Source organism: Sphingomonas sp., assembly GCF_041661885.1.
Taxonomy (GTDB): domain Bacteria; phylum Pseudomonadota; class Alphaproteobacteria; order Sphingomonadales; family Sphingomonadaceae; genus Sphingomonas.
The window spans coordinates 497,472-523,365 of record NZ_JBAZTL010000002.1 but is presented as its reverse complement, the minus strand read 5'-3'; the positions used below and the strand labels follow the sequence as shown (position 1 = coordinate 523,365).

Sequence of the window (25,894 nt, the reverse complement as noted above, 5' to 3'; positions counted from 1 at the left end):
TATGAGTAGTCGCTGCACCGCTCACTGAATCTTCGATCTCGTCCGACACCCGCCACCCCGCTCAAAGAGCGGCAATCATCCCGGCGGAGGCCCGGCGTGCAAGGTGGCCGTCAGACCCCGCTTACGGCATATATTGCCGACGTCATCGCCAAGATCGCCGACAACTGGCCCGCTGCCCGCTGGGATGAACTCATGCCGTGGAACTGGCGACCAGATCAGCAACCGATCGCCGAAGCCGCCTGATCTGCGGCCTCCAGCCCACGCTTACCGCTTACTTCATTTCACGCGCCGCTCCCGGAGGACCGAAGGGCTATTCGGCCTGCACGTACGATGGTTTACGGGCCTTGGCCAAGCCCCTCCAATCGATGTTCTGCTCCTTCAGCAAGACCACATTATCACCACTGAGACTTGGCGACCCCGCACTTGGTGTTTCGGATGTCGTCTCAAGGGCGCGATGCGTGGCGAGCGTGGCTGCGGGCACGAGAACGTAGCTTACGCGATGCGATCTGAGCGCGCTTTCGAACGAGCCGACTGAATTGGGACAGGGGCGCTTTTCGCACGGTACGGCCGCGAATAGATTATCTGCCAAAAAGACCTTATTTCGCTTGAAATTAACGGCAAAGGCGCAGGGCGCTTCCACAGCAAGGATCACCGAGCCCGGTGCGGCGCCCGTTGCAGCGGCGTTGCAGCTTTGCCCGGGTTGGGCGTCGGCGATCATGCGTTGGTAGAAACGATTGCGGAATGGAGCCAGCGTAGACGGTTTGATCGTCGCCGCAAGGATCAACCCCAAAGCCAATATCGCGCACAGCACGCCAGCCCCAGGCAACGCCAGGGGCGCAAGCGGCGCCAGCAACGGAAGCTTGTCGTCACGCGTGTCGAGCAGCAACGCAACCAGCACGCCGACCGAGCTCGGGAAGGAATAGTGATCGAGGTGATATGCGTTCAGGCTCCACGCGATGAGCACAAGCGCCACTGAAGCTGCGGCAAGGAGATAGATCTTGCCACGCACGTTGCCGGTGTTCCGCCCGACGATTGCGACGGCGAAACCAAGCAGTAAAGGCAACAGCGCGAGCGGATCGGCACAAATCGCGGAGATAACGTTGACATTTCCACCACCGATCGGGACACCAAAATCGGTATGCACGCCGCGACCAAGGAAGGGATACCAAAGGGTGCCCGAACTTTGCTGCATGAGCAGCATCATCGGGATCAGCGACAGGCCGACCAACATACCGCCGCCAAGCATCGTCCGATAGAGTCGATCCCGAATCAGGACTATCCCCAGAAGCGGGCTGAGAACCGCGAAGTAGACGATCATGGTCGGGCGAATGGCGATAGCGCCGATCGCTGCAATCGTAACCAGAAGGAAAAGCCCGCGCTGCATCGCCCGCTCTTCGCCGACCATCCGCAAGACAGCAAAACTTGCGAACGCGACGAAACAAAATTCCAGCATACTCGGCAGCATATTTACGATCGGGCGTGCTCCAAGGAACAGCGAAAATAGCAGGAAGGCAATGACGCCCGATGCGGCGAACCTCAGCGTGGACCGCGCGGTCGATACACAAGCGAAAAGCCAGCCCAACAGGATCACCGTCAAGCCGGGTTCGAACGCGCTGAGGCCGCGCAACCCGAACCATTGCAGCACTGGGACCTGGAGCGGAAGATACCCAAGGAAGGTGAACAGTCTGCGTTCGCTGAATGGCTCCGTGCCGGTGCCTCTGAGTGCAATGAGCTTGTAGGCATAGGTTAGATAGGCACTGTCGTCGTTCAGATTGATCGGTGCCGGGAGGGTCGCTAGGATCGCGCCGAACGTGACAAACACGAGCAACATGGGACGATCGATATCGATCTTGGCCAACCCGGCGAAAGCCCGTCGCCAGATCAGTACATAGGCGGTTGCGGCCACATCGATACCGACGATCGCCCACACGGTGAAAATGCCCAGAAAATTAAGCGCGCCCCCCAGGACGAACACAATGACCACGCCGACCACCGGCGCAAAGCCCATAGCCACATCTTTCCGCAACGGAAAACCCAGCGCGCTCATCAATTGGATGAACAAAAAACCGAGAAATCCGGCTCCGGTTACCAGGGCAACGACGACAGCATACGCACCCAGCGCAGTGATTACCATTGCATTCGACTGGATTCAGGCATGCTGCAGTCCTAGCTTGCAATCATCAGTCTACGGGCGCTGGCCGGTGGATCAGTTTCGAAATTCTCCACTTGCGCGGGCGTACCGAGCATACCGACCTGATCCAACGTCAGATGAGAAATCGTAACGTTACGTCCCTCTTCGATCATTAGATTGTACATCGGCGCTATATACCGTTCGTTACGCTCAACGCCAAGGCCGTTCGAAAAGAAACGATCGTATGTCGTTGTATACATAGCCGCAGATGAAAACCAGTATAGGCCGACCGTTGCATACGGCGAAATGCGTTTCTTTTCACGCACTTCAACTGCTCGACCGTCCGCGTCGGTTCGCACGAACGACCAGGCGTCGCCGGGGCCCGGGAAGCATGGCAGCCAGCCATCGACATCCTTTGGCAGATCGCCAATTGTCAATGCTCGCGGGTCGACAAAGGTATCGATGTTGAACACCGCAAACGGTGCGACCGCGTCGCAAGCTTGGGCGAGCATCAGCGCGGTAGTTGCCTGACCGTCAGTCATGCCTTCGAGCTCAATGATGTTGCCGACCTGTATCCCTAGTGCGGTACAACGGTGGCGCACGAAAGACTGTGCATCGTCGGTGGCTAGCATGGCGAAATCGAAGCGCCACCCCGCCTGTCGAAATGCCGCCAGTCCCAGCATTGACCAGTCGAACAGGGACCGGCCAAGGACATCGATCCGGTATTTCGGGCAGGCATAGCCTGCGCTCCTGAAGCGAGAACCCAGTCCAGCCATGGTGATGGCGAGCGTTCCAGGCGCGCGCGCCATCATAACCGCCGATCCCGGTCACACAATTCGGTCAATTGCTGTAGCGACAGGTCGACGAACTCGCGCGGCCTGACGGCGCGATCATCGACGTAAAAACCGTCGGAACCGGGCCACGGCTTACCCAGGACGAGCTCGTCATAAGGAACCTCGTTGCGATCCAACCAGTCCACCATCACGGGATAGACATGCGTCGCGAGCGCGGCGAGGTCGCCTTCATGGGTGCGCATACCGCGCGACGAGAACAACAATATCCTCCACCCGTCGCGCTTCAACGCGGAGAGACGATCACGCATCGCGGCGTCGATGGGCAGGTCTCCGTACTGTTGCCCGTCCTGTTTAATCGGGCACAACGTGCCATCGACGTCCACGACCAACACTTTGTGTTTCTGGATCATGGCGCGGTATCAAGCTCCTTTAGGATTCCGTCGGCCACCAGGCAAAATGCGGGAAGCTTGCGTGGATTCTCGCTATGCAGCGGCAGCATCGACAAAAACAGCGATAGCTCGAATGCGCGAATCGCGCGAATATTGAAACCGCCTGCTTTCAGTTGCTCTATGAACATCTGCCGAAGCCAGGTGGGAGGACCTCCATTGTCGAGCTTTAGGTCGAGCATCAGATCGTTGTTCAACTGGCATTCGAACAGGCCGTTGTTGATGAAATCATATCCGCCGAGAACCGAATGGCTGAACTTCGCCAGATCGTAAAGCGGGTGCATAAATGCGGCGTCCCGGTCGATCGCCCCGCGCGGATCGATCAGGCGGAACAGGCCAATCTCCCGATTGAACAGGATATTGGACAGGCATGCGTCGCCATGACTGATCGCCAGATAATCGGTGCTCTCGTCGGCAATGACGCTAGCGATGACGGCGGCGGCCTGTTGCACCATCGCCCGCAGCCCGCGATAGGCGGTCGATGACGCCAGGAGCATGTCGACGCTGGCCCCTGCCTCTGTCTGCTCGAACTGGGCGATGCGCCGCTCGAGCTTTTCGAGGACGTCGAACCGGGCCCGGGCCGCGCCGGCTTCCCGCCCGACTGATCGCCTTTCGCGTTCGCTGATAAAGGCGAAAAAGCTGTCCAGTAGCGTCGCAAAACTCTCGCGGTCAAAACTGTGGTGCACCAGCTGCAGCGCCGCGTCCGGCACCAGCAAATTTTCCATCGAGTAGGACGCCCTTCCCTCCTCCACATGAAAATCGAAGGTGGGCAGAAGGAACCGGCGCATCCGTTCGGGCACGACGTGAAAGAACCTGTACTCCGCCTCCATCTTTGCAATGTCGATCGAGGTCTTGGTAAAAATGCCGCTCGCGACCTTAGTAGCGTTGAAATGCCGCGCCTCGGTTGCGCCGATCATGAAGGAAAGGAACAAGCCGATTTGACGGAGGTCGGAGAACGGGCTGGTGCTGCTGAGCTGCACCCCGGTGTTGGCGATCTCCTGATGATACCGCCGGACGTCTTCGCCGCCTGGCAGCATCAAAAGCGCGGCCATGGCATCGCTCGAAAGCAGCGAGACCGCCTCGTCACCGATAATATCCCCAATGATCGCCGCGCTCGGCGCATAAGGCAGCTTGCGCAGCGTTTGTGTAAACTGGCCGAGGTTGAGCGGCATGAAGCAGCTCGGCAGCCTGACAACCATTTCGTCGCTGTGGACGCGGTCGAGGAGCTGAGCCTGAAGTCGACGGTCCTCACGATTGGTAATCCGGACAAAGCGGATATCACCCGCTTCCGCGACTTGACGCTCTATAACGTCGGCGAGACGGCTTTTCCGCCGGATGACGTCGCCAAATCGTTGTGCCCCTATGATCTGGCGGATCGCGTGCGGTGCCGGCACCGAGTCGTCGTAAATAAACAACATTCGCTTAGCGCCTCCAGGAAAGCCGAGGAAAGCCCGTGGTCAAGGGAAACAACGAGGCACGGCTCGGTTCACGGCGCAGACGGCGAAGGTAGGGCGAAGCGACCCCCAACCAAGTGAGTAGCAAGCTCCACAAAAAGACGATCGTCAGCAATCGCTCCGCTGGACTAGCAGTTACCGCATTCCAGACGAGTAACGCGCTATGATCGGCCCGCCCGAGCATCGACCCGATTGCCGTTACGCCGGGTACGGTCCCAGTAATACCGCCGAGTACCAGCATCGTCGCACTCAGCTCCATCGCCCAGATTCCGAGTGTGAAGAGTGCGAGAAACGGTGCGGCTTCCCCGATGGCGGCTCTGGTATGATCGAGCACCTTGCGACAGTTGGTGACAGCCCGCAGTAAATCGAGCGCGCGGTCGTGCAAATGGTTGAGGAAGACGTGACGTTGCACCGCTTCGAGCAACACTGGCATAACTAGCAGCAGGATTGCGATCGTTAGCAGCCCCGCACCGATCAAGATGCTTAAGCCGGCAAGGCGTCCACGGCCATCGGCAATCAACACCAGCGCCAGAGTGACCAGGACAAGGCCGTCCATTGATCGATCGATCAACGACGTCAGCACGCTCCAGACGAGCGACCCGCTGGCCCTCTGTAACTCACGGATCCTGATGAGTTCATCGAGCTTGAAGGGAAGTATCAGCGACCACGGGGCAACGAACAGATGCAACAGCATGACCGTTCTGAAACTCACCCCAAGCAGTTGCACGCCAATGACGGCGAGCCGCATTGCACGCATGACATGAGCGGCGACGTATAGCCCCCCTCCCGCGACAAACAAAAGCAGTGCCGGTACCTGCGCCGGGATAGCGGAAGACCCCGCAGGGAAACTCGTATAGACAGCAAGCGCGAATATGACGAAAGACAACGCCGCGAACGCGCGCTGCCAGCCCCGCGCGCGGTCAAGCACCGTTTTGCGGGATATCGGCGATTCCACTAGCGGATCAAGGTCGCTGGATAGGTAGCCCGGGGCATCGCACGGTGTTCGCCAGCCAGGAAAGCCTCGCGATCCAACATCCGCCGCGACAGCAACCTCAGCATGAGCGTACCCTGGCTGAAGAGCTTGGCGTTCGACACCTGGTCGTCTTCGCGCCATTCGATTGGAAAGAATTCGACCCTCAGCTTCCTATCCACCAGCGCGATGATTAGATAATAGTTGAACGTGAGATCATCGGCAAAGCGCAGGTGCATGCCCTCATCGAAAATCGCCCGGCGATACATATTGAGGCCCGACCCGAGATCATAAATGCGGTGGCGGGTAATCGCCGAGAAAATTGCGTTGAACACGCGGTTTGCAGCCGTGCGCAACGCCGAATAGCCCTTCAGCTTGGATCCGGGTGCAAAACGAGCGCCCAGCAAGGCGTCGCATCGCAGATGGTCGCCGCGCTTTATCCGCGGCAAAAGGTCAAAAATCGACCCTTGATCGTCACCATGAAGAACCAGGACATAATCGAAACCGTGGATTCGCGCGAACTCGAACGCCACTTTGTGCGATCCGCCGAGACCGTAATTGTTGTCGTTGAGCAATAGGAATTTGTCGGCAACCGGGCACGCTGCTAGCGCCGCAGTCGCCGCCGCGACGGTATCATCGGGCGAGCGATTGTCCACGCAGAGGATAGCAAAGCGCGGATCCTCAGCGATGGTCGCCAATTTGCCGATCACGCGCGTGATCTGCGGTGCGCACCGGTACATCGGCACGAACACCAAAATCCGTTGAGGTTGAGCGGCCTGGTCCACTAGTTCAGCCTCAAGCGTCGTTCAACGATGAGCCCCATCACCACATAATTACCGTACATCGAAAAAGGGGTAACCGCGATCTTGCTCAATAAGGCCGCCAAAGCGAACGAGCTTAAAAAGGGTCGTTCGTTGAAAACGACCATTGAAGCTTCTCGCACAGCAGGGAAGATGAAAAAAGTCAAGAAACTGATCGCGACGGACGCGATCAAAATTGCGACGATGTTCCAAGCGATATAGATCGGGACCGCGATCAAGTGCGACGATCTGGCTTCAGCGAAAACGCGAAATCGCCCAACGATATATACAAAGCCGACGCCGCAAGATGCGCTCGCGAAATTGGCCAGTGCTGGCGCGAGCCCCAACGTTACGAGAAGTAGAAAAACGCCCGTATCGATACCCCAGCCGATGGCGGAAACCGCCGCAAACCGGCCAAGTCGCCCGGCCTTGCTCCCCATCGTTGCGATGGCCAGGCCGATCCCCGCGCAATGACTTTCGGCGGTGCGGAAGCGGGTCAAAGATACCTCGTTCAAGATAGTTTGCGAAGCGCCCATCTGCTACCGCCATTGGAGTAAAGCGCAGAAGGGGTCAACAATTCTCGCTGCCCCGGGGAAGCGATCAGCGCAGGACAACCCCCGTGGAGCGCACCCGATGACGCCAACGCAGCACGAACCCGCCTGCTCCCCGGGATTCATTCCAATGATGAATTAGCTCTTCAGATAGAGTAAGCTGCCACCGGTTCTTGGACTGGCCGGATCGCACTGTGGGTCAACGCCATGATCGTCCCATTCGCATCGATGCCAATGCCCGCTGGCGGAAGGCCCTCGAAAAGGCTCCCACATTTTCGCGATTGTCGGCGAACCCCAGTAACCGGGAACGGTCAATATGAGAGTTAGACTGTAGTATTTCCGAATTTTTTACCTATCGCGAGCGTCTTTGATAGAAAAATGGTGCGGCCGAGAAGACTCGAACTTCCACGGGCTTTCGCCCACAACGACCTCAACGTTGCGCGTCTACCAGTTCCGCCACGGCCGCACGTAACATCACCGGGCACGCCCGGCAGCTGGTAGGCGAGGGCCCCTAGCAAAGCATCGCGGCGGGCGCAATGCCTATCGCAATCGGGATGATGCGCGTAGCAGGCGCGGATGCCGGTTGCCCCACTCCCCAGTCGCTCCGACCGATGCGCTGTGGAGACGCGGCGTATTCTCACGCTGGCGTGGCCGGTGATGCTGACCAGCCTCAACTGGACGATTTTGAGCGTAACCGACATTGTTGTGGTTGGCCTGACGGGCACCGACCAGGTCGCCGCGCTGGGCGCGAGTCGGGCGCTGACCTTCGTGACGATCGTCGCGGGGCTGGCATGGCTGTCGGGCACGCTCGTGTTCACTGCGCGTGCCGATGGCGCGGGCGACTTGCCGCGCACGGGCGCGACGCTGCGTGAAGGGCTGGTACTGGCGTTGGTCCTGGGCGCGCTTGGTGCGATGGGTTTCGGGCTGTTTGCCGAGGCGATGTTGGGCGGCATCGGCGTCGCGCCTGCTTTGGTGGGCCCGGCGGCGCGCGTGGTGCGCGTGATGGCATTGTCCTATCCGTTTCAGTTGACGATCATCGCGGCGAGCTTCTTTCTGGAGGCGATTGCGCGTCCGCGACGGGTGATGGTCGTCAATCTCGCGATTCTGCCGCTCAATGCGGTGCTGGCCTGGGCGTGGTCGGGCGGGCATCTCGGCTTGCCCGCCTTGGGGGCGGTCGGTGCGGCGGCGGCGACGGCGAGTGCGTCGCTGATTGGTGCCGTGGCAATGCTGGCGGCGGCGTGGACGACCGACACCGCACGCGCGCGCGGCGTGCGCAATCTTTCGCGGCGGGCGTGGGCGGCGGCGGTGCCCGGTGCCGTGCGGCTGGCGCGCTTCGGGGTGGTGCCCGCGATCGCCTCGGGCCTGGAACTGGCGGGTTTTTCGATTTTGATCGCTTTGTCGACCGATTTCGGCCCGGTAACCGCGCACGCCTTCCAGATCGTCTTTTCGGTCCACAACGTCACCTTTGGAGTCGCGCTGGGGCTTGGGTCGGCAGCGGGGGTGCGCGTGGGCAATGCGGTGGGCGAGGGCACGCCCGCGCTGGCGGTGCCCCGTACCCTGATCGCGGCTGGGCTGGCAGCGCTGTTCACGGGCTTGCTTGCGATCGTGATCGTGGTGGCGCGCTGGCCGATCGTCGCGGCGTTTCCGGCGGCACCGGGCGTTCATACGGTGGCGCTGGCGATGCTGCCGTTATGGGCGCCGTTCATTCTGTTCGACGGCGTGCAGGTGGTGTTCGTCTATGCGCTGCGGTCGCTTGGCGACCAGATTGCGGCGGGGGTGAACAGCATCCTCGCCTTCTTCGTCGTTACAGGCGGGGCGGGTTGGCTGTTCGTGCAATCGGGGGCTGGGCCGCTTGGGCTGGTCTATGCCTCCGGGCTGGGGATGGTCGCGGCGGCGATGTTACACGGCGGCCGCTTCGCCTGGGTCAGTGCGCGGTTTCGCCGGAAAAACTCAACACCAGCTCCTGTGCGTTGACGGGCACATTGACTTGGGCAGAGTTGAACTGAACTTGCCCCTTGGGCGGCAGCGTGGTCGCCTCGGGCCGGATGATCCAGCTAAACACGATCCGCTTTTGCGCATCGCGCAGGTCGGCTCGGATGTCGGGAATGGGCTGGCGCGTGTCGGTGGGGTTGAGCACGGTGCCGCTGACCGCGAAAATTTCATTGCCGTTGAAGGTATGCTGATCGACCGGCTTGCTGACGATTTTGAGCGGGGTGCCCGTCGCCGGGCGAAACACTTGGCCTGCCAGCCCAGGAAGGTCCGAATAGAAGATCAGTGCCGCCGCCGCGAGCATCGCGATGCCTGCCGCCAGCGCCGCGACCGTCCAGCGCCGCGCCGGGTTGCGACGCGGGCGAAACGGGGGTTCGTGCGCAAAGGCGTCATAGTCGTCATAAGCGGACGCCGCGCCCATCGCGGGTGGTGGGGAAGCAATCGGTTGCGGCTGCGGTTCGGCCTGAATCCGCGGTGCGGCGGGCTGGGCGGGGATCGGTGCCGCCTCGGCACGCGCCACCAGATCGAGCACGGGTACGCCCGCCTGGAACCAACTGTGCTTGCAGCTCGCGCATCGCACGGTCCGCCCGTCCGCTCCGATAGCGGAATCCGGAACAAGATAGCGCGTGTGGCACTCGGTGCATTCGAGGATCATGATACGGCTTTGGCCCCGTTACCGCCCTGTGGCAACGTATTCGCCGAATCTAAGCCCACGCAACCACGCTAGGCAAGCCTTTCGCAAACTGATCGTGATGCCCGCGCTTGTGGCGGCGCGGCGGATCGTGCGATGCAGGCGCGGGGCATAGATTTTAGAGCGAGCAGCACGCGCCACATGGCGAATATCGTCCAGTTCGAAAATGTGGGGCTACGCTACGGCACCGGCCAGGAGACGTTGTCCGACGTCAGCTTCACGCTGTCGACGGGCGCGTTCTATTTCCTGACCGGGGCATCGGGCGCGGGCAAGACCTCGCTGTTGAAGCTGCTCTATCTGGCGCAGCGCCCGACGCGCGGCAGCATCCGGCTGTTCGGCGAGGATGCGGTGACCTTGCCGCGATCGCGCTTGCCCGGCTTTCGGCGGCGGATTGGCGTGGTGTTTCAGGATTTCCGGCTCGTCCCGCATCTCTCGGCCTATGACAATATCGCCCTGCCGTTGCGCGTGTCCGGTGTGCCCGAAAGCGATGTCGAAGCGCCGGTGCGCGAGATGCTGGCGTGGGTGGGGCTTAGCGACCGGGTCGAGGCGAAGCCGCCGACGCTGTCGGGCGGGGAGCAGCAGCGCGTGGCGATCGCGCGGGCGGTGATTGGCCGCCCCGAAATTCTGGTTGCCGACGAACCGACCGGCAACGTCGATCCGGATATGGCGGAGCGGCTGCTGCACTTGTTCGATTCGCTCAACCGGCTCGGCACGACCGTTGTGGTCGCAACGCACGATTTTCATCTGCTCGGTCGCATCCAGAATGCGCATATGATGCGGCTGGACCACGGGCGTTTGCTCGATCCGACAGGATCGCTGCGCTTCCCGCCGCCGACCAGCCCGGGCAGCGCGGAATGAGCGTCAAGCTGATCGCGTCGGCGGCGGACCGGCGTTTGCTCGACGAAAGTCGGGGCACGCGTGCGATGATGTGGATCATGGCGATCATGCTGTTTCTAACCGTGCTGGCGGCGGCGCTTGGCCTCGGCACGTTGGGCGCGGCGGCGTTGCTCGACCGGCAATTGGCCGGGCGGTTGACGGTTCAGATCGTCGAGCCCGCAGAGAGCAAGCGGCTCGACCAGACGCAGCGCGCGCTGGCGGTGCTGCGCACCGATCCGGTCGTAACCCGCGCGGTCGAGGTGGATCGTGCCAAATTGACGACGCTGCTGCGCCCGTGGCTGGGGGCCGATGGTGCTGATCCCGATTTGCCGATTCCGGCGATGATCGATGTTGATCTTGGTGCCGCCAGCGATGCAGCGGTGGCCCGCGTGCGCGATGGCGTGCGTGCGGTTGCCCCCTCGGCGCGGATCGACCGGCATGAAAGCTGGATGTCGCCGGTGCGCAGCTTCATGGGGCTGGTTACGCTGCTGGCGGCGGGCCTCGTGCTGCTGATGGCCGCGGCGACGGCGGCGGTGGTGATTCTGGCGGCGCGGGCGGGGCTGGAAACGCACCGCGACACGATCGAGGTCCTGCACATGCTGGGCTCGACCGATGTGCAGGTCTCGCGGCTGTTCCAGCGGCGGATCGCGCTCGATACGTTGATTGGGGGCGTGCTTGGCACGGCGGTGGCGGTTGGCGTGGTGATGCTGGTCGGCTGGCAATTGACGACGCTTGGTTCGGACCTTTTGGCCGGGCTTTCGCTCGGCACGCGCGATTGGGTGCTGCTGGGGATTTTGCCCTTTGTTTTTGCGGTGCTGGCGACGCTGGCGGCACGGCGGGCAGTGCTTGGCGCGCTTGGACGCTATCTGTGATCGCGCGGATTCTCGGCGTGCTCGCGTTGCTTTGGCTGCTTGGCTTTGCGGTTTTTCTGGCGACGATGCCGGCACCGCTGGTCGGCCCGCGCACCGACGCGATTGTGGTGCTGACGGGGGCGGCCGGGCGAATCGATCGTGGCCTCACGCTGCTGCAGGCGCATATGGCCAAGCGTATGCTCATCAGCGGGGTCGCGCCCGAAGTGCGCCCGGCGGAACTGGCACACGAATATCATGTCAGCCCGGCGCTGTTCGCTTGCTGTGTCGATCTCGGCCACGAAGCGGTGGATACCCGCTCGAATGCCGACGAGACGGCGGATTGGGTACGCACGCACGGGTATAAGACGGTACGGCTGGTGACTTCTGACTGGCATCTTGCGCGCGCGCGGCTCGAATTGGTCAATGCGCTCGATGGCGATGCCACCGTTTTGGGCGATGGCGTGCCGAGCAGCCCGCGTTATGCCGTGCTGATCGGCGAATATAACAAGCTCATTCTGCGCAAGGCCGCCTTGCTGATCGGGGCCGTGACGTGATCGCTTTGCGCAATTGGCTGTTCCTACTGGTGTTCTACGGCGGCTCGGTGCCGATCGTGTTGACCTCGCCGATTTCGGCGTTGTTCGGCTGGCGTGCGATGGTGGTGCATACGCACTTCTGGACGCGCTTTCACGGTTGGGCGACGCGCAACATTCTGGGTATCCACCAGAATATCGAGGGCGCGCGGTTCGGGGATACGACCGGGCCGGGGCATATCGGTGGCGTGCCGGTGCTTTACGCGGCCAAGCATCAGGCGATGTATGAAACGCTCGAACTCGGGCGGATGCTGCGCAACCCCGCCATCGTGATGAAGCAGGAATTGACCGACATCCCGGTATGGGGCTGGGCGGCGCGGCAATATGGCGTGATCGTGGTTGACCGCGAGGCGTCGGCGGGCGCCTTGCGGCGGATGCTGCGCGAGGCGCGCGTGGCGCTGGCCGAGCAGCGCTCGATCCTGATTTTCCCCGAGGGGACCCGCGTCGCCCCCGGCGAGCAGCCGCCGCTGCGCGCGGGGTTCGCCGGGCTATATCAGATGCTCAAGATTCCGGTGGTGCCGGTGGCGATCAACAGCGGGCTGGTATGGCCGAAACATGGGCCGAAGCTGCCGGGTGTGGTGACGTTCCGCTTTGGCGACCCGATTCCGCCGGGTCTGCCGCGCGCCGAGATTGAGCGGCGCGTCCATGCGGCGATCAACGCGCTGGATTTTCCGCAAGGCTAGGACCGCGTTCGCGCTAGTCGTGCGCGCGCCCGAAGTCGGGTGCGGGATCGTCCTGGCCTTGTTCGATGATGCCGCGCCGCACCGCGCGCGTCTTGGTGAACAAATCGAACAGTTCGTCGCCTTTGCCCCAGCGGATCGCGCGTTGCAGCGCGGTCAGGTCTTCGGAGAAGCGTTGCAGCATGTCGAGCACTGCCTCGCGATTGGCGAGAAACACGTCGCGCCACATGGTTGGATCGGAGGCGGCGATGCGCGTGAAATCGCGAAAGCCGCCCGCTGAATATTTGATGACCTCGGACTGGGTCACTTCCTCCATGTCGGAGGCGGTGCCGACGATGGTGTAGGCGATGAGATGCGGCAGGTGGCTGGTAATGGCGAGCACGCGGTCATGATGGTCGGGGGCCATCGTCTCGATCTCGGCGCCCAATCTGCGCCAGAATTCGGCAACGCGTTCAACGGCGAGCGGATCCGCCCCCTCGGGCGGGGTGAGGATGCACCAGCGCTTGTGAAACAGCGTTGCAAAGCCCGCTTCAGGCCCGCTGCGCTCGGTTCCGGCGACTGGGTGGGCGGGCACGACCGTCGCGCCGGGCAAGGCCGCGGTCAGCGCGCGGAGCACCTCGGCCTTGCAGCTTCCCACGTCGCTGACCACGGCGTCGGCGGGCAGTTCAGCGGCGAAATCGGCAGCGGCGGCCTCCATCGCGCCAACGGGTACGCACAGGATGACGAGATCGGCATCGATCACCGCCGCGCCGCTGCTGTCGGTCACGTCGTCGAACAACTGGAGCTGTTCGGCGGTCGCGCGCACTTGCGGGTCGGCATCATAGCCGGTCAGCCGAACCGTCGGCATCGCCACGCGCGCGGCGCGCGCGATCGAGGAGCCGATGAGACCGATGCCGATGATGGTGACGCGGGCGAAGGGCAGCATGGCGCGTCGCATGACGGATGCTCAAGCCAATGGCAAGCTGGCGTTGTTCGCCCGGCCTGCTAGGAGGCCGCAGCGGGGAGATTTTGATGCGGGGAAGCGAGACGGTCTGGCGCGCATTGGCAGCGGCACGACGGGCCAATCTGACGGAGACACATCTGCCAGCGCCCGTTGCGGGCGGAACGGGGGAGACGCGGCGGGCGGTCCTGGCGGCGATTGCAGCGGCGGGGGCGGCGAGCGCCGTGCCGCGCCCGGCGCTCGCGACGGTGCAGGGGACCGGGCCGGTGGCGATCATCGGCGGGGGTATCGCCGGGCTCACCGCCTTGTGGCACCTCACCCGCGCCGGGATCGACGCGCGCCTTTTCGAAGCGCGCGCGCGGCTTGGTGGCCGGGTCTATACCGCGCGGGAGCCCGGCAAACCCACGGTCGAAGCCGGCGCGCAACTGGTCAACACCGATCATGCCGACATGCACACGCTGGCGCGTGAATTCGGCCTGGCGTTGATCGACCGCAAGGGCACGCCACACCGCACGATGATCCTGGCCAATGGCAAGGAGGTGCCCGAGGGCAAGCTCGCCGCCGCGCTCCGCGGCATTGCCGGGCAAATCGATGCGGATTCGGTGCGGATGGACCAGGATTATACCCGCGTCGTGCCCGAACTGGATGCCCTGAGTTTTACCGATTATCTCGACAAACATGCCGATCTGATCCCCGAACCGTGGGTACGCAATCTGATCGAGGCGACGGCGCGAACTGAATATGGCGTTGAGCCGGGCGAGGCATCGGCGATCGAATTGGTGTTCAATCTGCCGACGGTCAACGGGCGGCGCATCGATGTGCTTGGCCGCAGCGACGAGCGCTATCTGATCTCCGGTGGTACAGGCGCGTTGATCGACGCGATGGCGGCGCGGTTGTCGGCGCACATTCAGCTCAACCGGCGCGTGACGCGGATCGATCCGTTCGGGGCGGGCGTGCGCATCGTGTTTGCCGATGGCAAGACGGTCGATGCGGCGAATGTCATCGTCACCACCCCCGCCTCGATCACGCGCAATATCGATTTTCGGGTGCCGCTGCCGCCCTTGTGGACGCGTTTCATCGCCGAAGTCGGGCTGGGCAGGAACATGAAGGTCCAGGCGGGGATGACCGCGCGTCCGTGGGACAAGGTTATCGGGCGCGGTGGCGATATCTGGCAAACCGACGCCCGCGCCGGCATGGCGAGCGGCTGGGACGGCAGCGTCCACGGCGGCGGCGCATCGGGCGACATGTGGACCTGGTTCCTGGGTGGAGCCGAGGTTGCTGCGGCCGACCGGCCAGAACCGTTATCGTTGACCGCGAAATATGCGGTCCAAATCGAGCCTGGCGTACCGGGGATGTTGGCAGCGACCGGCCCGTTCGTGCGGCGCACCAACTGGCACCGCGACCCGATGGCGATGGGGGCCTATGTCAATTTCCGGCCCGGCCAATTGACCCGTTTCGGTCGGCTGATCTGGACCGAGGTCGGCGGCCTGGTGAAGCAGCCCGTTTCGGCCGGGCCGGTGCTGTTCGCAGGAGAGCATCTTTCCGACGCCTATCCCGGCTATATGAACGGCAGTGCGCAGACCGGGCGACTTGCCGCCTCGACGATCATTGCGGGCCGGGCTCATGCGCGACGCTTGAGTTGAGCCCCGCATGATCCTAACCACCGCGCAATGACCGAGGATGCGCGTTTCGGGCTTGCCCGCCATGTCCGTTTGCCGGGGCCGTTGCGGCTTGACGGTGGTACGCTGCTTTCCCCGGTCGAGATCGCGTATGAGACCTATGGCACGCTGAACGCCGACCGCAGCAATGCGGTGATGATCTGCCACGCGCTGACGGGTGACCAGCACGTCGCCTCGCCCCATCCCGTAACGGGCAAGCCCGGCTGGTGGACGCGGATGGTGGGTGCGGGCAAGCCGGTCGACCCGGCGCGGCATTTCATCATCTGCACCAATGTCATCGGCAGTTGCATGGGCTCCTCGGGGCCCGCCACGATCAACCCCGCCACGGGCGCGCACTGGGGGATGGCCTTTCCCGTCATCACCATCCGCGACATGGTGCGCGCGCAGGCGCTGTTGCTCGATCATCTGGGCATTGCCACGCTGGCGGCGGTGATCGGTGGCTCAATGGGGGGGATGCAGGCGTTGAGCTGGCCCGCAACCTTCCCGGATCGCGTGGCGGCGGCGGTCGTGATCGCCTCCACGGCGCGCCATAGTGCGCAGAACATCGCCTTTCACGAGGTCGGGCGACAAGCGATCATGGCCGATGCCAAATGGCGCGACGGCAATTATTACGAAACCGGGGATCCGCCCGCCGCCGGTCTGGCGGTGGCGCGGATGGCGGCGCATATCACCTATTTGTCGGAAGCGGGGCTGACCGAAAAGTTCGGCAGGCGCCTGCAACAACGGCCTGATCGGCCCGATGGCGCAATCAGCTTCGGCTTTGACGCCGATTTTCAGATCGAAAGCTATTTGCGGCATCAGGGCATCAGCTTTGTCGATCGCTTCGATGCCAATTCCTACCTCTATATCACGCGCGCAACCGACTATTTCGATCTCGCGAGCGAGCATGGCGGGCATTTGGCCAATGCCTTCCGCGCCACCAAAGCGCGGTTTTGCCTGATAAGTTTCGATACCGACTGGTTGTATCCGACGCCCGCCTCGCGCGCGATCGTCCATGCCCTCAACGCGGCGGGGGCACCGGTCAGCTTCGTCGAATTGTCGAGCCCTTATGGGCATGACGCCTTCCTGCTCGACGCACCCGAAATGAACCGCGTCGTCGATGGTTTTTTGAGAGCGGGCGCATGATCGATTTATCCGACGACAAGAGCCTGCTCGACGTGGCGCGGGTGCATGGCTGGCTCGCGTCGAGCTATTGGTCGCCGGGCATCGCGCGCGATCTCGTCGAACGGGCGATGGCGGGGTCGCATTGTCTGGGCGCCTATAGCCGGGACGAGCAGGTCGGCTACGCCCGTGCGATCAGCGACCGCGCAACGTTCGCCTGGTTCGCCGACGTCTGGGTCGACGGCGCTGCGCGCGGGCAGGGGCTGGGGCGACGGATGGTGCAGTGGTTTCTCGATCATCCGGAATATCAGGGGATTCGCCGGTTCGGCCTGGTCACGCGCGATGCGCACGGGGTTTACGCCGCCTTGGGGTTTCATCCGCCGCTTCGCCCGGAAACCTATATGGAGCGGCTCGATCCCGCGTATCTGGCGGTGCTGCGGTCATGAGCTTGCGCCCCGATCTTGCGATCATCGCCGACCATATTGCGCCGGGCAGCCGCATTCTCGATGTCGGCTGCGGCGATGGCGCGCTGATGGCCGCGTTGCGTGATGCCAAGGGCGTCGATGCGCGCGGGCTGGAACTGGATGCGGGCAATGTCGCGGCGGCGGTGTCGCGCGGCTTGTCGGTGATCCAGGGTGATGCCGACATCGATCTCGCCGATTATCCCGATGCGAGCTTCGATTATGCCATCCTGAGCCAGACCTTGCAGACCGCGCGTCGCCCGGACGTGGTGCTCGAACACTTGTTGCGGGTTGGGCGGCAAGCCTTTGTTTCCTTTCCAAATTTCGCCCATTGGCGGGTGCGAATGTCGCTCTTGTGGGGCGGGCGGATGCCGGTCACGCGGTTGTTGCCCGAACAATGGTTCGATACGCCCAACATCCACCACGTAACGATCGAGGATTTTCGCGCCTTCGTCAGGGCACGCGGAATCGAGGTGCAGGGCGCGTGGTTCCTGTCGGGCGATCAGCAAACCGGATCGACCCAGGCCAATCTCCTGGCGGAACATGCGGTGTTCCAATTGGGCGGGCGCGGTGCTTTGACGGCTTAGATTCGGTCGCTATAAAGCCTGCATAATCGGCGATGCTGCACTGCAACCGCACACCGAACTGGGGATAAGCGCTTGATCATTCTGGGCCTCAACGCCTTTCATGGCGATTCGTCCGCATGTCTGGTGCGCGATGGCGTGCTGATTGCCGCTGCCGAAGAAGAACGATTCCGCCGTATCAAGCATTGGGCGGGCTTCCCGTCGGAGGCGATCGCCTATGTCTTGCGCGAAGGCGGCGTAACGCTCGCCGATGTCGATGTCGTTGCCTATAATCAGGACAGCCGCGCCAATCTGTGGCGTAAACTTGCCTTTGTGGCGCGCAACCGGCCCAACCCGGCCTTCGTGCTCGATCGCCTGCGCAACCGTGGCAAGCGCCAGAGCATCCCCGAATTTCTCGCACAGGAAGTGGGCCCGGGCTTCAAGGGTACGATGGCGCCGGTGGAGCACCATCTCGCGCATTTGTCCTCCGCCTTCCATGTTTCGCCCTTCAAGGATGCGACGGTCGTCTCGGTCGATGGCTTTGGCGATTTCAGCAGTGCCGCCTGGGGGCTTGGCACCGAATCGAAGATCGACATTGAGGGGCGGGTCTATTTCCCGCACTCGCTTGGCGTGTTCTATCAGGCGCTCACCCAATATCTTGGTTTCCCGCATTATGGCGACGAATATAAGGTGATGGGCCTCGCCCCTTATGGCGCACCGACGCAACTCGACAAGCTGCGCGACATGGTGGACCTGAAGTCCGACGGCAGCTTTGCGCTCAACCTCCGCTATTTCTCGCACCACAAGGACGGCGTTCCTTATCAGTGGGAAGGCGGTATTCCCGCGGTCGGCGACCTGTTCACCAGTGCGCTCGAAGAACTACTGGGCCCGCGCCGCGCCAAGGATGAACCGCTGAGCCAGGATCATCGCGACCTCGCCCGCTCGGTGCAGGCGATGTACGAAGAGGCCTTCTTCCATCTGCTCGACACGATCCAGCCGCGCCACGGGACGACGGCGATCACCATCGCGGGCGGGTGCGGCAACAATTCGGTCGCCAATGGCAAGATCCGCCGGCGCACCAAATACACCCATGTCTATGTCCAGTCGGCGGCGGGGGATGCCGGCGGCGCGATCGGTGCGGCGTTCGCGCATTGGCATAGCGCGGGCAACCCGCGCAGTTTCACGATGGACCATGCCTATTGGGGCCCGTCGGCGAGCGAGGACGAAATCGGGACGCTGCTCGACACGCGGGCGAGTGCCATTGCCGATGCGGGTTGCACCGTCACGCATTTTACCGACGAGGCCGCGCTGTGCGATCATACTGCGACGGCGATCGCCGAGGGCAAGGTGATCGGCTGGTTCCAGGGGCGGATGGAATGGGGGCCGCGTGCGCTTGGCAACCGTTCGATCCTTGGCGATCCGCGGCGCGCGGACATGAAGGACATCCTCAACCTCAAGATCAAGCGGCGCGAGAGCTTCCGCCCGTTTGCGCCGTCGGTGCTGGCCGAGGGCGTGGCCGACTGGTTTGAGGAGGATGACGATGTCCCCTTCATGATGCAGGTGTTCCAGATCCGCGAAGACAAGCGCGCGCGCATCCCGGCCGTCACCCATGTCGATGGCTCGGGCCGCTTGCAGACGGTCAAGGCGTCGACCAATCCGCGCTATCACCGGCTGATCTCGGCATTCCATGCCGCGACCGGTGTGCCGATGGTGCTCAACACATCGTTCAACGAAAACGAACCCGTGGTGTGCCGCCCGGAAGAGGCGCTCGACTGTTTCCTGCGTACGCGCATGGATCTGCTTGTCATCGGCGATCGCATTGTCGAGCGCGTTGGCTGATTTCGGGCGCGGAACGACGGCATAATAGATTGATCGAGGTTAAGGAACCAACCGGGGCGATGCGGGGTTGGTGAGGTTCTGATCTCCCAAATCGATTGTCGAACCCGCCATGCCTGCCACCGCGCTGATTGTAGAAGACGAAATTTTCGTCGCGCTCGATCTGGAGCGAATCCTGATCGATGCGGGCTATGCGGTAAAGGCGATCGCTGCCGATCGTGACGGTGCGCTCGACGCCGCGCCCGAATGCAGCTTCGCGCTGGTGGATATCAATTTGCGCGACGGTGCCACCGGCCCGGAATTGGCGCGGACGCTCACGCGGGATTATGGGATGAAGGTCGTCTTCGTCACCGCCAATCCGGGGCAAATCGCGCATCCGAGCGGGGCGCTCGGCTATGTCCGCAAACCCTTCAGCGAAGCTGCCATCCTTGCGGCAGCGGCGATTGCCAGTCACGCTGCCCTGCCCGGGAGCGCTGCGCACGGTGATTTCGTGCCCCTGAGCGCTTGATGACTATGCCCGGCTGAGCGCCGGGTTGGGGATGCCGATCTCGACCGTCAGCCCGTCGTTGGTCCAGTCGTGCGTGACCGTTCCCCCCAATTGCCGCACCGCGCTAAGCTCGATCAGTTGCGAGCCGAAGCCGCTTTTGGCCGGCGCGGTGACCGGCGGGCCGCCGCGCTCGCGCCACAGCATCACGACGCGCGCGCCGTCGCGGCGGGTGGTGAGTTCGATTTCCCCACCATCGACCGCCAGCGCGCCATATTTGATCGCATTGGTGGCGAGTTCGTGGAACAGCAGCGCGATCGGGGTGGCGGAGCGATCGTCGATCTCGAAATCCTCCCCGCCCACCAGAATACGCGGGGCAGTCGTCGGCTGATAGGGCAGGAACAATTCTCGCAAAAGCCCGTGCAGACTGCTTTGCGATACCGCGGGGCGCGACTGCGCGCTGTGCGGACGCACGAAATCATGCGCGCGCCCCAAGGCTGTGACACGGTCGCGCAGGTCGCTGGCAATGCCCGCAAAACCGGGATTGGCGCGCGCCGAAAAGGCGATCAGGCCCGAAATGACCGCGAAGATGTTCTTGATCCGGTGGCTGAGTTCATGCGCGATGATCTCGCGCTGCTCGCTCGCTTCCTTTTGTTCGTGAATGTCGGTGCAGGTGCCGAACCAGCGCACGACCGCGCCGTGATCGTTATAGATTGGCAGCGCGCGCCCCAGCGTCCAGCGATACGCCCCGTCGGCGCGGCGCAGGCGATATTCGATCTGATAGGGCGCGCCCGTTTCCAGCGAGTGTCGCCACGCCGCCCAGGCGCGATCCTGATCGTCGGGGTGGAACATCCCGTTCCACCCCTCACCGTCGGTCGATCCCGCCGGCATTCCGGTAAATTCATACCAGCGCGCATTGTAATAATCGTGGAAGCCATCGGCTCGCGTCGACCACACCATTTGCGGCATCGTGTCGGCCAGCGTGCGGAAACGCTCCTCGCTCCGCTCCAGCGCAGCGCGCGACCGTGCTGCAGTGCGTCTGTCGCTCAAGCGCACCATGACGTCGGCGGCGAGAACGCGAAGCCCCTGGCGTTGAAGATCGCTTAGCCCCGCGCGCGGGGCCGTATCGATCACGCACAACGAACCGAGCGGCAAACCATCTTCGCGCACCAAAGGGATGCCGGCGTAGAAGCGGATCCCTGGCTCGCCTGTCACCAATGGGTTGTCGGCAAAGCGCGGGTCCTGGGTCGCGTCGGGCACGACCATGATGTCTGTGCCCTGTATCGCATGGGTACAAAAGGATATTTCGCGCGGAGTGTCGCGAACGTCGAGGCCTGTGCGCGACAGAAAGGTCTGGTGACACTCCTCCACGATACTGACGGAGGCGATTGGTGTCCCGCACAAGGCCGCCGCAAAATCGGTGATGCGGCTCAGCGCCGCGTCATCGCGCAGCGCCTCCAGATCATGCTCCGCAATCGCCGCGGCGCGCGCGCGCTCGTCAATCTGCCAGCCGGGCGTGCCGGATATCGCGGGAAGCGAAAAGTCCATCATCGGCTCGAACAACGCGGCGGCGCGCGTTCGGTTCAGAACGGCACGTCGTCGTCGAGATCGTCGGCAAAGCCGCCGCGTGCCGCGCCGCCACCAGCGGGGGCACCGCCGCGTGATCCGCCGCGATTGCCGCCACCGTAACCGCCCGAACCGCCGCCGAAATCGTCATTGCCGCCGAAATCGTCGCGCGAGGCTCCGCCGCCACCGCCACCGCCACCGCCACCGCCGCCGCCGCCCGAACCGGGGGCTCCGTCGAGCATCGTCAGCACGCCATTAAAGCCCTGCAGTACGATTTCGGTCGAATATTTGTCGTTGCCGCTGGCATCCTGCCATTTGCGGGTCTTCAGCGCGCCTTCGATATAGACCTTGGAGCCCTTGCGCAGATAGCGCTCGGCCACATTGCCCAGCGCTTCGTTGAAGATGGCGACCGAATGCCATTCGGTCTGCTCCTTGCGCTCACCGGTATTCTTGTCCTTCCACGTCTCCGACGTGGCGATGCGCAGGTTCACGACCTTGCCGCCATTCTGGAAGGTGCGGCTTTCCGGGTCGCGCCCGAGATTGCCGACGATGATTACCTTGTTGACGCTGCCGCCCGCCATAGTCTGTTCCTGCGCTGTCCGGGGCTAAAGCCCGAGTCCGATGGCGGCCCAATAGACCGCTCCTGCAGCGATGTAGGCGAGCGCGAACAAATAGCCAACCATGAAGGCAGGCCACTTCCAGCCATTGGTCTCCCGCCTTGTGACGGCAATCGTCGAGATGCATTGCGGGGCGAACACGAACCACATCAAAAAGGCGAGCGCGGTCGGCAAGCTCCAGCGCGCGTGCAGCGTCTGCGCCATCTTGGCTTCGTCCTGATCGCCGGCTGTATCAATGGCATAGACGGTGCCGAGCGCCGCCACCGCCACCTCGCGCGCCGCCATCGCCGGGATCAGCGCCAGCACGATGTCGCGGTTGAATCCAATCGGACGGAAGGCGGGCTCGATGGTGTTGGCGATGCGCCCGGCGACCGAATAATTGACCGCCGAAACCGGGCTGCCCTCGGGCGGCTTGGGGAAGCTCAGCAGCGCCCAGAGCACGATGGTGGTGAAGGCGATGGTCGTGCCCGCACGCTTGAGGAAAATCTCCGCGCGGCTCCACAGGCCGATCGCCAGGTCCCGCCCGCGCGGCAACTGATATTTGGGCATTTCCATCATGAAGCCCGACGAGGCACCCTTGGTCACCGTGCGGCGCAGCACGAACGCGACGACGAACGCCCCGACCACACCCATGATGTACAGGCCCAGCATCACCAGCCCCTGCAAGCCGACAAAGGGCAAGACCCTGGTGTTGGGGATCAGCGCGCCGATCACCAGCGTGTAGACCGGCAACCGCGCCGAACAGGTCATCAGCGGTGCGACCAGAATGGTGGTCAGCCGGTCCTTCTCATCCTCGATCGTGCGCGTCGACATGATGCCGGGCACCGCGCAGGCGAAGCTCGACAGCAGCGGGATGAACGCGCGGCCCGACAGGCCGACGCTCGCCATCACCCGGTCCATCAGGAAAGCGGCGCGGACCATATAGCCGCTCGCCTCCAGCACCAGAATGAAGAAGAACATGATGAGGATTTGCGGCAGGAACTTCACCACCGCGCCGACGCCCGCGATGATGCCGTCGGTGATGAGCGAGCGCAGCACCGAATCAGGCATGACGCTCTTCACCAGCGCGCTCACCGCATCGAACCCGGCGGCAATCGCGTCGGCGGGGGTGGCCCCAGCATAGAACACCGCCTGGAACATCACGAACAGGATCGCGAACAGCAGCATCAGCCCGAAGATCGGGTGCAGGGCAACCGAATCGAGCGCGTGCGTCCAGCGGCGCACCGGTGCCTCCGACACCGTTGCCGCAGCGGCGATCCTGCGCGCGCGGCGCTGTAGCGTGACGATATCCTCGCCGATCGTGCCATTGCTCGGGCGCAGCCGGACCGCGGCGCCTTGGTCGATGATCGCGCCGAGCCGGGCCTTCAATTCGTCGAGACCGCGTCGCCGCACCGCCACGGTCGCCACCACCGGCACGCCCAGTTCGGTCGATAGCCGCGCCGGATCGAGCGTCAGCCCGTCGCGCTCGGCCAGATCGAACATGTTGAGCGCCACCACCACCGGCAGCCCGAGCGCGATCAATTGCAGCGTGAAGCGCAAATGGTTGTCAAGGTTGGAGGCATCGACCACCACCACCAGCGCATCGGGCAAACGCTCGCCGACTTGCGTGCCGGTGACGAAATCGCGCGTCACGCGCTCGTCGGGGCTCGACGGTTCGAGGCTATAGGCACCGGGCAAATCGACCAGATCGACGATGCGGCCATCGGGCAGCGATAATTTGCCCGAATGGCGTTCGACCGTAACGCCCGGATAATTGCCGACCTTCTGCCGCGCGCCGGTCAGCGCGTTGAACAGCGCGCTCTTGCCGGCATTGGGATTGCCGACCAGCGCCACCAACGGCGCGGCGCCGGGAACGGGGGGCATGTTAGCGCGTAACGGGCGAAACGAGGACGGCACCCGCGACGGCGCGGCGCAGCGCGACGGTCATCCGCCCGATCCGGCACGCGATTGGCCCCCTGCCGAGGCGCGCACGGTGCAGCACCTCGACGCCGACACCTTCATCGAAACCCAGTTCGCGCAAGCGCCGCGCCTCCGGCATCGACAGATGCCCCCAATCGATTGCGGATACGGTCGCGCACTGCCGCTGCGGCAGCGACTCGAGGCTGAGCAAGGGAAGCGACGACGCAGTCTTCACCGGGTTGGACATATCCATGATGCGACTGATTATCAATGACGCGAGCGCAATGCCAGCGTTAAATGCGAATCACTCTCAAACAGCCGGATAGCGCAGCCGTCCGATGAAGCGCGACAGGCTTGGACGCAATTCGGCTCGGCCCAACAGTTTCGCCTTGGCTTTTTCGAACTGCATGATGCCGCCAATCCGCCGGGCGAGAAAGGCGCGGGTGGCGGCATAACCGTCGCTTTCATCGTCCAGAAACACCGTTACGGTGGCACCATAGACCGCCGCCAGCATCGCGCGCTTGGTATAGTGGTTATAATCGGTTGCCGTGTCGCCCGCCGCGCGCCACATCACATCGGCGGCGTTCCAGCCAAGCTTCACGCCACGCGCCGCGTTCTGTGGCAGCGCAAGAATGGCAAGGGCGCGCCGCAGCGCCTCGCGATCGGGCGCGGCGGTGGCCAGGCGTGCCTCGACCAAGGCGGTGATCTTGTCGCGAATCTTCATCGTCGCCAGCCGCTCGGCGGGCACGCGCTGCAGCATGGCGTGGTCGACATGGGCGAACCACGCCTCCACCATATCGACCGCGCCGCCGGGAAAGGCGAGCCGCGCGACATCGCGATCGACCCCTGCACCGTCGGCGGCAAGATCGCGCGCGCTATCGCCCCAGCCGTCAAACCCGGCATTGGCGGCGATCAGCGGCGCGAGCGCGGCGCGGATTTCATCGAGCGTTGCATCGGCCAGCGGCGTGGGGGCGATCGAATCTGTCATGCCGGTTATCTAGGCGCGCGCGCGGCGGCTGACCAGCACCAGCGCGGCCGCGACCAGCAACCCGCCGACCCAGTCGGCCCAACCGAGTTGCTCATGGTAAACGACCCAACCGATCGTGGCGCCGACGATCGGCTGGATCAGCAAAGCAAGCCCGATCGTCAACGGTGGCAAGCGACCGAGCCCATAGATCATCAGCCCCTGGCCAATAATCTGGCTCACCAGCGCAAGGCCAATCAAGGGTGCCCAATGCGTCGGCAGCAGCTTTTCGCCGAGCAACAGGGCGAAGCACAATAAGGGCACGATGCTGGCCATTGTCGACAGCGCCAGAGCGGGAAGCGGCGCGAGCGTCGCCCGCACGCGCGCCATGAGGATGAAATAGCCCGTGTAAAGCAGCCCGGCCAGCACACACAGCACATCGCCTGCGAGATGGCGGGGATCGAGCTGGTAGGACCGCCCCATCAACAACCCCGCGCCGAGCACCGCCAGTGCCAGCGCCAGGCCCTGCATCCGCGTCGGCCAGGCGCGCGCGATGAGGAAGCCATAAATTGGGAACATCAGCGTGGCCGAATTGCCGAGCAAGGTCGCATTGGCGAGCGTCGTGCGCAAAATCCCGAGGTGCCAGCTCCCGAGATCGGCGGCGAAACATAGCCCGCCCAGCGCAACCATCCACCACAAACCGCGCCCCGCGCCGCGCCGATCGACGTGAGCGGGGCGCGACCCGCTTGCCAATGCCGCCGCGACGAGCACCGGTGCCGCAAGCGCAATCCGCCAGAAGGCCGAGGCAACGGGCCCCGTGTCGGACAGGCGCACGAACCACGGCCCGAAGGCAAGCGCGGCGTTGGCGAAAATCACTGCGAGCAGCGCAGCACTGCTGGCTGGGATTGCAGCCGTAACAGTTATTCTTTTGTATCGGGCCTCATGCATGGCGCGCTGTAGC

26 protein-coding genes, 1 tRNA gene and 1 pseudogene are annotated in these 25,894 nt (G+C 63.5%); 12 read left to right on the top strand and 16 right to left on the bottom strand.

The window, feature by feature from the left end; all coding sequences use genetic code 11:
- Positions 1-126 precede the first annotated feature (126 nt).
- A pseudogene (locus WC704_RS06535) lies at positions 127-243 on the top strand (transposase domain-containing protein); the annotation flags it as partial.
- A 67-nt stretch (positions 244-310) separates the two neighbouring features.
- Here WC704_RS06535 and WC704_RS06530 read toward each other — a convergent pair.
- From WC704_RS06530 to WC704_RS06495, 8 genes are all read right to left on the bottom strand, one after another.
- Entirely contained in the window at positions 311-2,134 is a 1,824-nt protein-coding gene (locus WC704_RS06530; RefSeq protein ID WP_372889091.1) for a hypothetical protein, read from the bottom strand.
- Between the two features lie 32 nt (positions 2,135-2,166).
- A complete protein-coding gene (locus WC704_RS06525; protein ID WP_372889090.1) occupies positions 2,167-2,943 on the bottom strand; it encodes a glycosyltransferase family 2 protein in 777 nt (258 codons plus the stop codon).
- The gene (locus tag WC704_RS06520; protein ID WP_372889089.1) at positions 2,940-3,335 is read right to left on the bottom strand and encodes a capsular biosynthesis protein; all 396 of its coding nucleotides are present in this window, start codon (positions 3,333-3,335) and stop codon (positions 2,940-2,942) included. The genes WC704_RS06525 and WC704_RS06520 overlap by 4 nt, the downstream gene beginning before the upstream one ends.
- On the bottom strand, positions 3,332-4,789 hold the full coding sequence (locus WC704_RS06515; RefSeq protein ID WP_372889088.1) for a hypothetical protein: 1,458 nt from the start codon (positions 4,787-4,789) through the stop codon (positions 3,332-3,334). The genes WC704_RS06520 and WC704_RS06515 overlap by 4 nt, the downstream gene beginning before the upstream one ends.
- 4 nt (positions 4,790-4,793) lie before the next feature.
- Complete coding sequence (locus WC704_RS06510) at positions 4,794-5,780, bottom strand: hypothetical protein (protein ID WP_372889087.1); 987 nt, start codon at positions 5,778-5,780, stop codon at positions 4,794-4,796.
- Positions 5,780-6,580 carry a glycosyltransferase family 2 protein gene (locus WC704_RS06505; protein WP_372889086.1) on the bottom strand — a complete coding sequence of 267 codons (801 nt, stop codon included), beginning with the start codon at positions 6,578-6,580 and terminating at the stop codon, positions 5,780-5,782. The genes WC704_RS06510 and WC704_RS06505 overlap by 1 nt, the downstream gene beginning before the upstream one ends.
- Positions 6,580-7,095 (bottom strand): GtrA family protein, encoded by a 516-nt coding sequence (locus WC704_RS06500; RefSeq protein WP_372889085.1) that lies wholly within the window; start codon positions 7,093-7,095, stop codon positions 6,580-6,582. The genes WC704_RS06505 and WC704_RS06500 overlap by 1 nt, the downstream gene beginning before the upstream one ends.
- A 430-nt stretch (positions 7,096-7,525) precedes the next feature.
- Positions 7,526-7,612 (bottom strand) — tRNA-Leu (locus WC704_RS06495).
- Positions 7,613-7,803: 191 nt separating this feature from the next.
- Between WC704_RS06495 and WC704_RS06490 the strand changes: the two genes are divergently transcribed.
- A complete protein-coding gene (locus WC704_RS06490; RefSeq protein ID WP_372889117.1) occupies positions 7,804-9,120 on the top strand; it encodes an MATE family efflux transporter in 1,317 nt (438 codons plus the stop codon).
- Here the strand turns inward: WC704_RS06490 and WC704_RS06485 are convergent.
- Positions 9,071-9,790: an MJ0042-type zinc finger domain-containing protein gene (locus tag WC704_RS06485; RefSeq protein WP_372889084.1), complete on the bottom strand. Its 720-nt coding sequence runs from the start codon at positions 9,788-9,790 to the stop codon at positions 9,071-9,073. The two genes, WC704_RS06490 and WC704_RS06485, sit on opposite strands and share 50 nt — an antisense overlap.
- 177 nt (positions 9,791-9,967) lie before the next feature.
- Here WC704_RS06485 and ftsE point away from each other — a divergent pair, with 177 nt between their 5' ends.
- Genes ftsE through WC704_RS06465 form a run of 4 tightly spaced genes read left to right on the top strand, consistent with a single transcriptional unit; the run spans position 9,968 to position 12,826 of the window.
- Positions 9,968-10,684 carry a cell division ATP-binding protein FtsE gene (ftsE, locus tag WC704_RS06480; protein ID WP_372889083.1) on the top strand — a complete coding sequence of 239 codons (717 nt, stop codon included), beginning with the start codon at positions 9,968-9,970 and terminating at the stop codon, positions 10,682-10,684.
- Positions 10,681-11,574: a cell division protein FtsX gene (locus WC704_RS06475; RefSeq protein WP_372889082.1), complete on the top strand. Its 894-nt coding sequence runs from the start codon at positions 10,681-10,683 to the stop codon at positions 11,572-11,574. Before ftsE ends, WC704_RS06475 begins: the two co-directional genes overlap by 4 nt.
- Positions 11,571-12,107: a YdcF family protein gene (locus tag WC704_RS06470; RefSeq protein ID WP_372889081.1), complete on the top strand. Its 537-nt coding sequence runs from the start codon at positions 11,571-11,573 to the stop codon at positions 12,105-12,107. Before WC704_RS06475 ends, WC704_RS06470 begins: the two co-directional genes overlap by 4 nt.
- Positions 12,104-12,826 (top strand): lysophospholipid acyltransferase family protein, encoded by a 723-nt coding sequence (locus WC704_RS06465; RefSeq protein WP_372889080.1) that lies wholly within the window; start codon positions 12,104-12,106, stop codon positions 12,824-12,826. The genes WC704_RS06470 and WC704_RS06465 overlap by 4 nt, the downstream gene beginning before the upstream one ends.
- Before the next feature lie 13 nt (positions 12,827-12,839).
- Here the strand turns inward: WC704_RS06465 and WC704_RS06460 are convergent, their stop codons facing one another.
- Positions 12,840-13,748 carry a prephenate/arogenate dehydrogenase family protein gene (locus WC704_RS06460; RefSeq protein ID WP_372889079.1) on the bottom strand — a complete coding sequence of 303 codons (909 nt, stop codon included), beginning with the start codon at positions 13,746-13,748 and terminating at the stop codon, positions 12,840-12,842.
- An 86-nt stretch (positions 13,749-13,834) separates the two neighbouring features.
- Here WC704_RS06460 and WC704_RS06455 point away from each other — a divergent pair, with 86 nt between their 5' ends.
- The 6 genes from WC704_RS06455 (at position 13,835) to WC704_RS06430 (ending at position 19,911) form a co-directional block, all read left to right on the top strand.
- A complete protein-coding gene (locus WC704_RS06455) occupies positions 13,835-15,406 on the top strand; it encodes a flavin monoamine oxidase family protein (protein ID WP_372889078.1) in 1,572 nt (523 codons plus the stop codon).
- A 27-nt stretch (positions 15,407-15,433) separates the two neighbouring features.
- Positions 15,434-16,567 carry a homoserine O-acetyltransferase gene (locus WC704_RS06450; RefSeq protein ID WP_372889077.1) on the top strand — a complete coding sequence of 378 codons (1,134 nt, stop codon included), beginning with the start codon at positions 15,434-15,436 and terminating at the stop codon, positions 16,565-16,567.
- A complete protein-coding gene (locus tag WC704_RS06445) occupies positions 16,564-16,989 on the top strand; it encodes a GNAT family N-acetyltransferase (protein WP_372889076.1) in 426 nt (141 codons plus the stop codon). Before WC704_RS06450 ends, WC704_RS06445 begins: the two co-directional genes overlap by 4 nt.
- The gene (metW, locus tag WC704_RS06440) at positions 16,986-17,591 is read left to right on the top strand and encodes a methionine biosynthesis protein MetW (protein WP_372889075.1); all 606 of its coding nucleotides are present in this window, start codon (positions 16,986-16,988) and stop codon (positions 17,589-17,591) included. Before WC704_RS06445 ends, metW begins: the two co-directional genes overlap by 4 nt.
- A gap of 72 nt (positions 17,592-17,663) precedes the next feature.
- Positions 17,664-19,406: a carbamoyltransferase gene (locus WC704_RS06435; protein WP_372889074.1), complete on the top strand. Its 1,743-nt coding sequence runs from the start codon at positions 17,664-17,666 to the stop codon at positions 19,404-19,406.
- Positions 19,407-19,515: 109 nt separating this feature from the next.
- Positions 19,516-19,911: a response regulator gene (locus tag WC704_RS06430; protein WP_372889073.1), complete on the top strand. Its 396-nt coding sequence runs from the start codon at positions 19,516-19,518 to the stop codon at positions 19,909-19,911.
- A 3-nt stretch (positions 19,912-19,914) separates the two neighbouring features.
- Here the strand turns inward: WC704_RS06430 and WC704_RS06425 are convergent, their stop codons facing one another.
- The 6 genes from WC704_RS06425 to WC704_RS06400 are packed head-to-tail and all read right to left on the bottom strand — an operon-like array spanning position 19,915 to position 25,881.
- Positions 19,915-21,438, bottom strand: a complete 1,524-nt coding sequence (locus WC704_RS06425; protein ID WP_372889116.1) for a PAS domain-containing protein — start codon at positions 21,436-21,438, stop codon at positions 19,915-19,917.
- Positions 21,439-21,470: 32 nt separating this feature from the next.
- Complete coding sequence (ssb, locus tag WC704_RS06420; protein ID WP_372889072.1) at positions 21,471-22,034, bottom strand: single-stranded DNA-binding protein; 564 nt, start codon at positions 22,032-22,034, stop codon at positions 21,471-21,473.
- 24 nt (positions 22,035-22,058) lie between these two features.
- On the bottom strand, positions 22,059-23,933 hold the full coding sequence (locus WC704_RS06415; RefSeq protein ID WP_372889071.1) for a ferrous iron transporter B: 1,875 nt from the start codon (positions 23,931-23,933) through the stop codon (positions 22,059-22,061).
- A 1-nt stretch (position 23,934) separates the two neighbouring features.
- Positions 23,935-24,222, bottom strand: coding sequence for a ferrous iron transport protein A (locus WC704_RS06410; protein WP_372889070.1), 288 nt, complete (start codon positions 24,220-24,222; stop codon positions 23,935-23,937).
- Positions 24,223-24,279: 57 nt separating this feature from the next.
- A complete protein-coding gene (locus WC704_RS06405) occupies positions 24,280-24,957 on the bottom strand; it encodes a COQ9 family protein (RefSeq protein ID WP_372889069.1) in 678 nt (225 codons plus the stop codon).
- A 9-nt stretch (positions 24,958-24,966) separates the two neighbouring features.
- Positions 24,967-25,881 carry a DMT family transporter gene (locus WC704_RS06400; protein ID WP_372889068.1) on the bottom strand — a complete coding sequence of 305 codons (915 nt, stop codon included), beginning with the start codon at positions 25,879-25,881 and terminating at the stop codon, positions 24,967-24,969.
- Positions 25,882-25,894: the final 13 nt, after the last annotated feature.